This is a genomic window from Paraburkholderia piptadeniae, assembly GCF_900007165.1.
Taxonomy (GTDB): domain Bacteria; phylum Pseudomonadota; class Gammaproteobacteria; order Burkholderiales; family Burkholderiaceae; genus Paraburkholderia; species Paraburkholderia piptadeniae.
In genome coordinates, this window is the sequence record NZ_CYGY02000049.1 from 57421 (window position 1) to 69949 (window position 12529).

Here is a 12529-nt window from a genome sequence, read left to right on the forward strand (position 1 = left end):
TTCGTCATGCCCCCGTGATCTCGATATGGACAATCGAGAGTTGCATTCCTGCCTTGTTTTCGCCTGCCGCGGCGCGCTGGTGAGACGCAGCCGCAACCGGTCTAGAAACATTCGACGCTGCCCAGCACGCCCGACAGCACGCCTATGCAGTCGCGCGGCGCAGCCGGACGTGCCGCGTAATGTGCGCGCACTGGTCGTACGGGCGCCGCAGCGGGCGCCGAGGCCGGCGCCGGAGCGCGAGTACCGAGCAAGGTGAACTTGGTCGCGCCCTCCGTCGGCAGCGTCGCGGTATCGATCTGGTTGCGCAGCACCAGCGACAGCGTGCCCACGCTGCGCGCCAGATCGAGCTTCTCCGCTTGTTCCGGTGTTACTTCGAGCGTCACGGCGTTGACGACCTTGGGCTTGGTCTCGTCGCGTCCGACCTCCTGCGCGACGGCCAGCACCAGAATCTTTTCGAGCACGATCTTGGAGATGCTCTCGTCCCTGCTCGGTCCCTTGTCGTTACCCTTGTCCTGCTGGGTGCTGACGATGATGTCGACGTAATTGCCTGGGAGTGCAAATCCGGCCACACCGATCACGTCATTCACGCGCACGGTGATGGCTCGACGCCCTTCCCCGATCACAGCCGAAAGGCCGCCCTGGGTGCCTACCGGGCTCAGCTTGCCTTCGAGAATCGGCTCGCCGCGTAGGGCACTCGTTTTCAGCACGCGCCCTTCGAGCTTCTCGGCGGAGGTAAAGGAGCCTGGCGGCAAGCTGCCCGACGGCCAGTCGACCATCTTGATGAATTCCGGATTGAGGCGCTGACCAAGACTGATGTCGACCGCGGCGACCGCGACCTTTTCCGTCATACCCGATGACCTGTCGAGCAGCCATCGCGAGGCCATCGCCACCCCGACCAGACCTGCGATTGCCGCAACCAGCAACATCACCAGTGCGCGTATGTTCTTCATGGTCCTTCCCTCCCCGATACCCAATCAGTTGTCGATACGTCAGTTCGTCGACCGTCTCAAACGAATCGCCCGCCCTCAACCATTCCGGCCGATGCAGTGTCTTGCTCGGCCGCCCCGAAATAAATGCTCCACGCGCGCTCCAGGCTCTGACCGTCGGCCACGGCGGGCTGCCCCAGATAACGAGCATTGGCGAGCACGATGCGCAAGAGTTCGCCCGGATATGAAGCAAGCAGCGGGCGGCCCGACAACCTGTGCAGTTCGCGCACCAGGTAGTCGAGTGCTTCGTCGTTCGACTGCACGCCCAGCTCGCCACACCGACGCCGGTAAATCTCGCGGTACTCCGCCGCATCGAGCGGTCCGACGTACAGCTTGGCGCCAAGGCGGCGAAAGAAGGCCTCGTCGCCCAGGTCCGCCGGCGCGGTGTTGCTGGTAAAGACGATGCGCACGTTCAAGGGCAGCGGGACACGCACGCCGGTGCGCAGCGTCAGCAGGTCGTAGCCCCGATCGAGCGGCACGATCCAGCGATCAAGCAAAGTGGCTGGCGTGACGCGCTGGCGACCCAGATCGTCGATGACGTAGACGCCGCCGCTTGCCTTGATATGCGGCGGTGCCTGGTAGTAGCCGTTGGTCGCGTCGTGGCACAGCTCCAGCATGTCGAGCGTCAGTTCGCCGCCTGAAAGCGCAGTCGGCGTTCTGCACAACTGCCAACGGCCGTCTGTCGCGGTATTGGACCCGCCGTCGACGGATGTCAGCTCGCAGGGCTTGTGGATGAGCGGATCAAACACCTGGATGATTTCGTTCTCGACCGCGATCGCGAAAGGCACGGTGACCGGCCCGGGCATCAGCCGCCCAAGCCGTTCGGCTAACGAAGTTTTTCCGCTGCCCGAGGGACCGAAAAAGATAATGGGCCTGCCGTAGTTGACAGCGCCGCCGATCTGATCGAGCAGCGAGGGCGTCACCGCCATGTCCGCGAACGCGGGCTGCACATCGGCACGCGTGACATGCCGCTGCTCCGCCAGTTGCCGGTGCAGGTATGCCTGGTATTGTTCAAGCGGGACGGGCGCCGGCCCGACGTATCGGCAACGCGCCATGAATTCCGCCGCGCGGTGCCGTCCGGTTTCGGTCAGCTGGAATTCCCGGTCAAGGTCGTTTGGACCTCCCGCCCTTTCCAGCATCCGCTCGCGTATTGCGAAAGCCAGCACGTCTTCCAGTACGCTGGCGCCCAGCTTGAGCCTGCGGATCAGACGCGAAAGCGATACCTTCCCGAGCACATAGGCCGATCTGGCGACCAGTTCCAGCAGGAACGGTTCCGAAAGGCCCGTTTCCTCGATGGTCCGCGGAGCCCGGGACGGAACGAGATGCGCGTCACCCGCGGGATGACCGCCGGGGCGCGACTGGAACAGATCGAAAAGGCGGGCTCCGCCCTTCTCGATGTCCGTCGCCACTTGTTGATTCTCCATCACGTCACTCCCCCGTCGGATATCGCCGAATCCGGATCGATCGCTCACGCCCGCAGCACGCAGTCGACGTGCAAGGCAGGCTTGAACGAACCGTCGTTTTTTAGAACATCACATGTGCTGACTGAAGACCCATCGCACCGACCGTACCTAGTGCAATGGCCACGGCAAACGGCAAGCTCCCAACACTTTCCCGCCTCGGGAGTTCCGCTCCCGGATCGGTTTTTTGCGGCTTCCGGCCCCTGACGGGAAGCATTCCCCGGATGTTCGCGAAGGCCCTTCGCGTCTTCCCGCGGGCAACGATCAGGATCAGCGCCCAGATTCCTCCGATGCTGAAAGTCAGTAGGACGATTCCGAATCCCGCCCAGGGACCTACAAAGGCACCAATCGCGGCCATCAGCTTGACGTCGCCGGCGCCCATTGCGCGAGCCACATACAGCGGAAGGAACAGGGCTCCTCCCGTGAGCATGCCCAGCAGCCACTGGCTGAATCCCGTTCCCGCCCCGTGCAGGTAGCACTGGACCAGCAACGCGAGTACGGCCGCAGCCAGCACTAACCAGTTAGGAATACGACGTGCTCGCAGATCGGTCCATGAAGCAGTCGTCACGAGCGCTAGAAGGCAAAGACCAACCGGAAATTCGAAAGCTTGCATTACGTCCCCCTTCTCTCACTGTCGTCTGCGGCATGGCGTTTATTCTTTGTCCGTCAAACCATGCGGACTCAATGCATAACCTGTTCATTGCTTTCTTTTTAAAACGCGTCGATCGCAATTAACTTCGTATAACTTATTTTTATTGGAAAATTTTCACATCGGAAAAACGCCCCGTGGCGGGCTTAAATGCTCATTCTCTTCTGGTCTGCACGGTCAGAAACTTCCGCCGTACCAGAATGCCCCGCTCACGGGACCGTCCCCTAGTGCGTATCAGCCCGCTGTTACGCCGTCATCGCCTTCTGTGCGGCCACGAGCTGATTTCCGATAGTGTCGAAAATACCCTTGAGAGCCGGGCCACCTAGCGTGAGACCGGCAACGATCACCAGCGAGAGAAACCCCGCGATCAGGCCGTACTCCATCGCCGTCACACCATCTTCATCACGCGCAAAGGCACGGATCAGGTCGAGAGTTTTTTGCATTTGAAGCTCCTTTGAAAAAGAAGTTGTATTACTCAGGTACACTAAACATGCCCGCTGCGGTAACGGCAAGATGCCTGTCATAGGCGCGTAAACTTCGACGTGCAATGTATGGACACTTCCTGCTGGAGGTGTCCGTGGCTACGCTCGAACATATCCGCTTTGTTCCGTACCGTTGCGCGGTTACCGACGGCAAGGTGGACTACGTGCCGCTGCGTCGCGGTCGTGAGGTTCAGGCCTTGCCCCAGATTTTCTGGGCCGATCACACACCGTGGAAGGAGGCTAACCTTTGGGCCGTAGAACGTTTCACCCGCCAGGCCGTAGCCATTGAGACCATCGAATCGAATCTGCGTTGTCTTGCCAGTTACGCGGCGTTTCTCGAAGCTCAGAACCTTAAGTGGTTCGCCTTTCCCATACGCAAGGAGGAGCGCTGCCTCGTCCGGTATCGCGGCGCACTCGTCGAAGCACGCAATGATGGGCTGATCAGCCCGTCGACCGCGACGATGCGGATGCGCCAGGTCATTCATTTCTATCGTTGGGTACAGGCGCGCGGACTCTTTTCTCCTGCATCGCCCATCTGGCGCGACAGGATCGTGTACATCAGGTATTTCGATTCGGTCGGCTTTGAACGGACCCTTGCAAGACTGACGACTGACCTTGCGATTCCCAATCGCACGCGGCCAGGTGAGCGGCTGGAGGACGGTCTGTTGCCGGTTTCCGCCACGGACCGTGACGCGATCCTTGATTTCGCCCGCGAGAACGCCACCCCGGAGCTGTTTCGTATCCTGTCGCTCGGCTTCTTTGCCGGATTGCGCCTGGGCACAATCTGCGACCTTAGGGTCGAGACGCTTGAGCGTGCCGTCCCGGACCCCCTGGCGCCGGGCTTGTACCGTCTCGCCGTGGGACCGGGCGCATCCCCTCCGGTCCATACCAAGTTCGCTGTCACCGGGCAGATCTGGATTCCGCAGCCGCTGCTGGACGATCTGCGTGAGTACGCAGGAAGCGTGCGACGTCTGATGCGGGAAGCCAGGGCAACGCAGGAGGACAGGAACCTGCTGTTCCTGACACGGTTCGGTAACGGCTATGGCCGGCGCGGATCGGATCGGTCGGCAGCAGTCAATGTCGAGATGTCGTCGCTGCGGCGGGCTGGCATGCGCGACGGGCTCGGCGTGCTGCGCCACTTCCACATGCATCAGACCCGTTGCACATTTGCCACGGAGTTGGCGCGCCTCGCCATCGCGGCTGGCGGCGCTGTCAACGCCGTCGCGATCGTGAAGGATGCCTTGCTGCATCGGGACGAGGCAACGTCCTTCCGCTACATCAGGTTCCTTGAGAAGACATCGGCCAGGCAAGCGGCGGCCAGCGCATTCATGGCCGCTTTTACCGGGATCGTCAACCAGTCGACGTCATGAGGAGTAGCGATGCGTGATACCGACTTGCCGGACCTGACGTTTCCGATGGTTCGGCTCGGCACGATGGAAACGCCGTGGGATTTACTCGGCCTGCTTTATCGCGGAGGGGCCGCAGCCCGGCCGAATCATGTCTCTGCCCTGATTGCCGGCGGAGACCTGGGGATACCCGTTCCCGAGCGGATAGCACTCGTTCAGCGGATACACTCGGAGATTGCCAGTGTCCTTGTGAGTGGTGGCGGCAAGGAGACGGCCAGGTCCCGCATCTATTGCGTGCGCCGGTTCTTCGCGTGGGCGGATGACGGCGGAGCTGCGATGACCCTCGATACGGTCATCGATGTATTCGTTCACTGGACCGACTACCTGCTGCATCGGCAACGCGTCGTTCGTGATCTGAACGAGCGCGGTGTGTACCAGCTTGCCAAGTCGGTCGCCGCCGTACTGGACAGGGTGCTGGAACGGCGCATCAGCGTCCTGTCCAGTACGCGCATCCGCAAGCCACGGTATAACCGTCTGGCCCGGGACACCGGCGCAGACAGGCAAAGCCTGGCGCAGTCGTTTGTTTTCGGCCACGCCCTGGTGGATATCTGCGATGCCCTGACGGTGGAATCGATACACGGTCCACCGCCGGTGCGTATTCCATTGCGCAGCGGCAAGGTCCTCGAAGAGTGGTCGGTGCGCTCGCGTGCCGACGCAAGGCAGCCACAATATCGCCTCATCAATCTCAGAATCGAAGCAGAGCTGCTGCTGTTCATCGCCCAGACCGGGCTGAACAGGTCCCAGGCCCACACGGCCAGAGTCGGACATTTCCACTACACGAGTCACCTGGACGGCTATCAGGTACGGCGATACAAGCACCGCAGGCAGGGCGAAGTCGAGTTCGAGATTTACCGGGAGTACCGTGAACTGTTCGAGCGTTACCTTACGTGGCGGGCAGCGATTTTTCCGGATGACCCGGACGGCCTGCTGTTTCCGTTCGTGAGACATGGCCGCGCGGAAGACGCACCTCCGCGATTCACCGGCATCCGCACGGTATGCCGCAGGCTCGGCATCACCTTCGTGTCACCACGACCGCTGCGCAAGCTCAGGATCAACTGGCTGTTGCGCGAGTTGCACGATCCGGCGCTGGCCGCCGAGATGGCACAGCACGCGCAGCAGACGTTACTGCGCGATTACCTCGAACCCAATGCGCACGTCGCCATGGTGGAGATCTCGCGCTTTCACCGGCAGTCTGATCCGGACATCGCGATGCCTGGACCCGGACGATGCGTTTCACCCGTGCCGGCAGCACTGCCAGGCACTCCGCCACAGGCGACGCAGCCCGACTGCGTGAGCGCGGCAGGATGCCTGTTTTGTGTTCACCACCGCGACATCGACAGCGAGGACCACGTCTGGTCGCTCGCCAGTTTCCGCCACCTGAAGTCGCTCGAACTGGCACGTGGCCATCCGTCACCTCCCGACCGCAGGATATCGCCGGCCCTGCATCCTGCTGCACTCGCCATCGCCCGGCTGGCCGCCAAGCTGAAGTTCTATGAGCGCAGCAGCGTGGTCCGGGGACAGTGGGTACGCGAAGCGCTCCTGCGCATCGAGGAAGGAGCCTATCATCCCGCCTGGCGGGCCTTTATCCAGCTTGCCGGGGACCGTCCATGAGTGTCGATCCCTTGCGTCTTGGACTGGCGATCGAATCATCGCTGGCTGTTCCCACGGCATCCAACTACCGTCCGTTGACCTGGCCGCCCGCACACGACTGGCCAGTCGTCATCGATGCCGCGGGCAAGGTCGTGAGCCGTTGGGGCGATTCAATGTGGCGCCTGGATCCATGGGCAGGCAAACCGCTTCCGCTCAATTTTGGTGATGGTCGGGTAACGAACTCGGCTTCGATCGATCCGGCCAACGCGGACCTGCTGAGAATGATCGTCGGCTGGTGGATATGGGGACCCCGCGGCGCGCGGTCAGCAGGAAGGGTGTGTGCAAGATTCGACCTGATCCGACCGCTATTCGCCCTGTGCTCACGCGAAGGCATCCTGGCGTCCGATCTGACGCGTTTCCCGCGAGTCGCCGACCAGTTACCCGAGGTCATTTCCCGAGCGGGGGCGAACGAACTTGCGGGAATTCTGCATGCCATCCACGAGCAGCGCGATGATCTCGGTTTCACGCTCCTGGACCGCGAAGGGATAGCCTGCTTGCAGGCCGCACTTCCCGCACACGCGGCACTGCAGACGCCTTATATTCCCCCGCGCATCTGGCAATACCAGGTGGACCGGCTACGCACATGCCTGGACGATTTCCTCGCACACCGGGAACGTGTTGAGGAATGCTTCCACTTTTGCATCGAGGCCTATGCCCGGAACTACGGCTCGCTCTCCGCAGCGTTTGAGGCGCGCAGGTCGTCGGCGGCCAATCCATTCTTCCAGCCAGATTCCGCTACCGGGGCGAGAAGCGGCAAGCGCTATTTTGGCCCCTTTGCGCTGACGGCCGCGAGGTTCGGTATTGACGGACTGCTTGAGCGCTGGGTAGGACCTCGCGGGCGCCAGTACGGCAACGCATCGATCGGTGTGGATTCGTTTTCCGGATACCTGACCCTGATCAGTCGGGCCGGGCTTGCTTACCTGCTGAACTTTACGCTGATGCGCATCGAGGAAGGATGGAACCTCCGGGCAGACTGCCTTCGTATGGAGAATGATCCCGTTTTCGGCCCGATCTGCACGTTGCGCGGCGTGACGACAAAGACGATGCAGGACAACGAGGCGATCTGGATTGCGTCGCCTTCGGTCAGGGTCGCAGTGGAAGCAATGAACGTTGTTGCGCGGCTTCGGATCTCATGTGCGCAAGCGAATCCAGTCGTACGGCTCGCGCCGGAACACGCGCGCAATCCCTTTTTGCAGACCCATGTTCATGAGCCGTGGAACATTGGCCGCACACCCGACTACCACCTTCGACATGTCAGTCCCAGTTACCTCACTGTCCTGCGTCGATATCCGAAACTGCTTGATCCGGACGGGCTGCGCATTACACAACAGGATCTTGATCTGGCACGTCTCGTCACACCCACGCTCGATGCGGGGCGGTTTGCTGTGGGCAAGGTCTGGCCACTGGCCTGGCACCAGTTGAGGCGAACGGGAGCGGTCAACATGCAGGCATCCGGACTCGTGTCCGATGCGTCTCTCCAGTTCCAGCTCAAGCATGTTTCGAGGGCGATGAGTCTGTATTACGGCCGTGGGTATGCACGCGTCCGGCTTGAAGAAGACGCTCAGGCGCTCTATGTGCGAACCCTGTATGAGACGCTCGGCCGGGCACTCGCCCGCATGCCGTCGGACCGTTATGTCAGTCCACACGGAGAGGCACGCAAGGCGGAGATCGTGCGGCTCATCGATGCCGCGGATGTGAAGAAGCTGACGAAGTTCGCCAGCGAGGGACGCGTAGCCTGCCGTGAGATTCTGCTTGGCGTATGTACAAATCGCGAGCCATGCCCTTATGGTGGCATCGAGTCTGTTGCCCGCTGCGGTGGCGGCGATGCCGGCCACGATGTGAAGCCCTGTCCTGACGTCCTGTACGACCGGGCCAAGGTTCACCAGATCGAGGCTCTGGAGCGGCATCTCGACGAGCGGCTCGCCGATGCACCATCGGGCAGTCCACTGCGGGCGTCACTGGAAGCCCAGAAACGCAGCGTGAGGAGCTTTTTCGATGTCGTCAAACCAGACTGATTCCCGCTCGCGGCTATCGGCCGAATCATCGTATCGCGAGGCGTTCGAGCGTCTGAAACGGGGGAAGCCCGAACGTCTGCCGCAGGGAACATCTGTGAGCCAGAACAACGTCGCCAGGGAAGCTGGCAGTGATCCCAGTGCCTTGAAGAAGTCACGGTTCCCCACGCTGATCGCAGACATTCAGCAGTACGTTGCCGGGCATGCCGATGATCGTCCACCGTCCCGACATCAAACGCTGCAGGCGCAGCGCAAGCTCAATCGAACCCTGCGCGATCGGATAGAGGCTCTCACGAAGCAACGCGATGCTGTCACATGCCTGCTCAACGAAGCCAATGCAAGGATTCTCGAGTTGACCGACTACGTTGCCGAGCTGCAAGCAAAGCTCCCGGCCTCAAACGTGGCGCCAATCCGCCACGTTTGAGCGTGACAGCAATCTGAAGCCGGATGACGCCTTGTTGTCGCAAATCGGCCAGGTCGATGCTCGATCGGATGCGTAAGTCACGATCGCGTCCGCAACCCGCGTTTCTTCCATCTGGGCGCACGCTCACCGTTCATGGTCGCAAGTTTTGCAGAAGACGGCTGCCCGCGCCGAGGATGGGAAAAGGGTATGGACACAACCTGCATCAGGAGCCTGCAGGAGCGACAAGTTCATGGACATGATCAGTTCAGCCTTCAACCGCGCCAGTACTGGGACTTCGGATGTCCATGTCCCGACAACTCACCGGTATATCGGGACCGGACATTGGCGAAGGCTGCAAGCTGCACAGCCGGTTTTGGCCTGGCTGACCGGTTCGGTGCTGGAGCGCCTCGCCTCGTCGATGCGCTCCAGCCCGCCCCCTCCCCAACGCCACTCTCTTCGGGAACCGTATGCCGATCCAGACAGGCATCGCAGTTCCTCGAACTTCGCCACCATCGGCAAACAAAACCGGTAGTGCCGAAGTTTTCCGGCGCTGCAGAACTCAACTCCCCCGTCAGCTGTTCTGCGGCACCGCAGTCCGGACGCTGTTATTGCCAGAACTATGTGCGTCGCCGGTGCGGGACATATAGCCAGAACGGTGCCATCTGTGCCGAAAGGCTTGATGGCATTGGTTCATTCAGCCAAATGAACGACCTCTTGATGCGGCCGCCACGACGAATGTTTCACAACTGAAAATTGGCAGGGCCTCGGCGTTCGTGAGTCGCGCAGACACTAATGTGTGGAGGCGAACAGAAAAAGTCTGAGGAAACGCACAGACGGCGTTGCAGTACTGATTCGCCCCACAAGGCAATTCAAGCGCCTGCAAGGCTCAGCCCGACTATTAGGGCAAGGAACGATCGCGAGAAAAATCACAGTTCGGGGATGATCGCGAGAATACCTGCGAGTCACAAATTGTTACAACGCCGATACGCAAATTTCGCTGAAAAAGGGTGGCTTGGATCGGCGGCCGTTAGCGTTTTTGGATACTTATTACCGAAATAGTGGGATGGGAGCGCTTCCAGTTGGTATGATTATTAGGAGTTACACTGATGAATGCGTGTTTCTATGCCCGGGTCCTCCACCTCGAACCCGTACCGTCACATTTCGTTACAGGACTGATACATGAGAGGTAATCATTGCTGGTCTGGGTCGAAACCCGCGGCGGACGACGGCACGATCTAACGTAGTGCTTAAACCGTACGCCGATAGGCCCGATGCATTCGGCGGATTGAGCTTGGCCGATAAGGCTTGGTGTGGCGATACGGTCCAGCTCCGTATGCGATGCCGGTTGAACCTGGGAGACTCGATATCACCGATCCGCGGATTGAACAGAATCCCCGTGCATCCCGGCGTTGGCCCGGGCGGCGCGCAGCCGAATCTGGCGTCGCTGTGGAAATCCTCAAGCGCCGCGGGCCGCGACATGAGGGCGACCTCGTGATCGAGGTCGCGCCGTCACCGGTGTGCTGAAGAGTCGCTACGGCCGTCCGCGTCAAGGCGCGGTGGTGCGGCCGAGCAATGCGATCGAGGCGGCTCAACCGGCTTGACAAAAAGAAGGCCCGCCCCGGATCGGTCGTTCGTCACGTGGGGACGGGATAGTTAATAACGCTTACGCGGAATCTGAAGGTGGCCCCTTTCCTGTACGCGCCATTGCTCCGATAAAAACTGTTCATCAGGTCGCGCTGTACGGTCTGCTGCGCTACTGAGGCGTGGCCAACCCAGACGCTTCCCTCATTTTCCAAAGTGCTGGCAAACGGGTATTCATCCCGACTCTGGATTCGCGGAATGCCTCGCAGTGACAATCTCCGGATGTCATTGTCGCCCCGATACACGTACGTCAGGACGTCAGGCCAGCCTGCCTTCTGGGCATGCCAGATGTTCTCTGCGATCTCCCGGATTCTTTTGTCATTCCAGTCATACACCATGACCGGCAAGTTGGCGGTATTGCTGCTCATGATGCGCGCCTCTTCAAAAGGTATGTCCGACACTAAGCCAGCGGGATATGGCGAAAAATAGTTCAGGGCGAAGTGCCAAGCAAGTGTTCTGACGTGTCGACATGCCTTGTCCCGCGCTCATCTGACGCAAGAGACGTCGGGTATAGGCGTCAGCCTGGGCGCAGTTCCTGAGGGGCTTTGCTTGGCTCTTCGCAAATTTTCCGGGAGTGCGCGGAACCTCCGCGACTGCCGTGATCCCGCTCATCGGATCGGGTTGGTAAAGTCGTTCGATCTGGACGGTTGTGGTAGCTGCGATTCCCGTAAGCGGACGTCACGACGTGCCACCGATCGACTCATAGTGTGCGCGGTGACGTGCATAGCAGTCTGCGCTAGCACGGAACGAATTCCAATGGGCTACGAAAGAAGCATCGCGATCCGGGCGAAAAGAAGCTTTGCAAAAAACCGCGGAGGAAACGCGCGGTAAGTAGGTATATCGATGGGTGCGGAGTCCGGTTGCGGCTTGAACCGCGCCTGAATGCGCATTTGTATCGGCGGTACCGCCGCCAGAAAGCGCGTCCGGTACGCACACACCCAATGTCCCTTCTCGAAGTCGAGATACATCGCCGAATTGCAACACCGAGCCACGACTCTCTTTGTCGGCGACCTCTCCTCGAGACGCAGGTCTAGCAGCAACTCGCGGCCTTTCGTGCACTCGAAGCGGTCCTTGCGATAAAGCACGTAGGCGGTTCCGCTATCTGCGCCGAGAACGGGCGCAGCATTGGGTAGCATGTCGATCTGTCGAGAGCCTCGTTGGCAATCGTCGCAGTAGCAAACGACCGTCAATATGGGTGTGCCAGTTGCCTCGCACTCCACTTTGCCGCATGAGCATGACACGAGCGTAGTTATCATCGGAACCGTCCGTCGCGTATCAACCAGCGATTGTCCTCGTTACCCTGAAGCATTGGCCTATCATCTGCCACTTGATAATCGAAGTGCCGTGTATAGAACTTCCTGGCGCGCAGCCCATTGACGACTGGAAGCTCCGCAAACTGGATACGCATGACACTCTCTCCGTACAGCCCTAGGGTGAATTGGACTATATCGTCCGCTATGACCGTGTCAATTGCGTGAGCCGATCGAGGGCCAATCATTGCTATCGACCACGAATCTCGCTACGCGCGAGCGCGACTCCGCGTCCATCGATTGCGGCTTGCAACACGGCGGCAGAATTGTTGATCTTCAACCCGGATCGAGCCGTGATTGCTTTCGTACCAACGGTTTCGAGCCACGCATCCCAAGTGACGAAGCCAATCTGACGATCGAGAGAAAGATCATATATCAGTGTCAGCCCGGCCAGATCTGCCGGCCCGCGCAAGCGGCGATACTTCCCGAGAAACTCTGGTGAGCAGACGTTACTGCGCTTCGCCGGGGCGATTCGAATGGCGACAGTGCATGAACTTAACGCGCGCGCCCACTTGCGGCTTCGTGCCCTT

The 12529-nt window shown here is 60.5% G+C and carries 11 protein-coding genes and 1 pseudogene; 5 read left to right on the top strand and 7 right to left on the bottom strand.

Annotated features, from left to right (window positions below; all coding sequences use genetic code 11):
* Positions 1-101 precede the first annotated feature (101 nt).
* The 4 genes from cpaB to BN2476_RS25055 form a co-directional block, all read right to left on the bottom strand.
* Complete coding sequence (cpaB, locus tag BN2476_RS25040; RefSeq protein ID WP_087736857.1) at positions 102-950, bottom strand: Flp pilus assembly protein CpaB; 849 nt, start codon at positions 948-950, stop codon at positions 102-104.
* 56 nt (positions 951-1006) lie between these two features.
* Positions 1007-2410, bottom strand: a complete 1404-nt coding sequence (locus BN2476_RS25045; protein ID WP_087736858.1) for a DUF8689 domain-containing protein — start codon at positions 2408-2410, stop codon at positions 1007-1009.
* Between the two features lie 100 nt (positions 2411-2510).
* Positions 2511-3059, bottom strand: a complete 549-nt coding sequence (locus tag BN2476_RS25050) for an A24 family peptidase (RefSeq protein ID WP_087736859.1) — start codon at positions 3057-3059, stop codon at positions 2511-2513.
* Between the two features lie 281 nt (positions 3060-3340).
* The gene (locus BN2476_RS25055; RefSeq protein ID WP_087736860.1) at positions 3341-3538 is read right to left on the bottom strand and encodes a Flp family type IVb pilin; all 198 of its coding nucleotides are present in this window, start codon (positions 3536-3538) and stop codon (positions 3341-3343) included.
* A 134-nt stretch (positions 3539-3672) separates the two neighbouring features.
* Here BN2476_RS25055 and BN2476_RS25060 point away from each other — a divergent pair, with 134 nt between their 5' ends.
* The 5 genes from BN2476_RS25060 to BN2476_RS45655 all read left to right on the top strand — a co-directional run bounded on the left by BN2476_RS25060 (position 3673) and on the right by BN2476_RS45655 (position 9580).
* A complete protein-coding gene (locus BN2476_RS25060) occupies positions 3673-4947 on the top strand; it encodes a site-specific integrase (protein ID WP_218274539.1) in 1275 nt (424 codons plus the stop codon).
* A 9-nt stretch (positions 4948-4956) separates the two neighbouring features.
* On the top strand, positions 4957-6594 hold the full coding sequence (locus BN2476_RS25065) for a site-specific integrase (RefSeq protein ID WP_087736862.1): 1638 nt from the start codon (positions 4957-4959) through the stop codon (positions 6592-6594).
* The gene (locus BN2476_RS48405) at positions 6591-8648 is read left to right on the top strand and encodes a hypothetical protein (protein ID WP_235850951.1); all 2058 of its coding nucleotides are present in this window, start codon (positions 6591-6593) and stop codon (positions 8646-8648) included. The genes BN2476_RS25065 and BN2476_RS48405 overlap by 4 nt, the downstream gene beginning before the upstream one ends.
* A complete protein-coding gene (locus BN2476_RS25075) occupies positions 8629-9069 on the top strand; it encodes a hypothetical protein (protein WP_087736863.1) in 441 nt (146 codons plus the stop codon). The genes BN2476_RS48405 and BN2476_RS25075 overlap by 20 nt, the downstream gene beginning before the upstream one ends.
* 229 nt (positions 9070-9298) lie before the next feature.
* Positions 9299-9580, top strand: a complete 282-nt coding sequence (locus tag BN2476_RS45655) for a hypothetical protein (RefSeq protein ID WP_143811034.1) — start codon at positions 9299-9301, stop codon at positions 9578-9580.
* 1102 nt (positions 9581-10682) lie between these two features.
* Here the strand turns inward: BN2476_RS45655 and BN2476_RS25080 are convergent.
* From BN2476_RS25080 to BN2476_RS25095, 3 genes and pseudogenes are all read right to left on the bottom strand, one after another.
* Positions 10683-11057, bottom strand: a complete 375-nt coding sequence (locus BN2476_RS25080) for a hypothetical protein (protein ID WP_143811035.1) — start codon at positions 11055-11057, stop codon at positions 10683-10685.
* Positions 11058-11450: 393 nt separating this feature from the next.
* The gene (locus tag BN2476_RS49965; protein WP_087736865.1) at positions 11451-11945 is read right to left on the bottom strand and encodes a GFA family protein; all 495 of its coding nucleotides are present in this window, start codon (positions 11943-11945) and stop codon (positions 11451-11453) included.
* Positions 11946-12207: 262 nt separating this feature from the next.
* Positions 12208-12447 (bottom strand): annotated as a pseudogene (locus tag BN2476_RS25095) (LysR family transcriptional regulator); the annotation flags it as partial.
* Positions 12448-12529 lie beyond the last annotated feature (82 nt).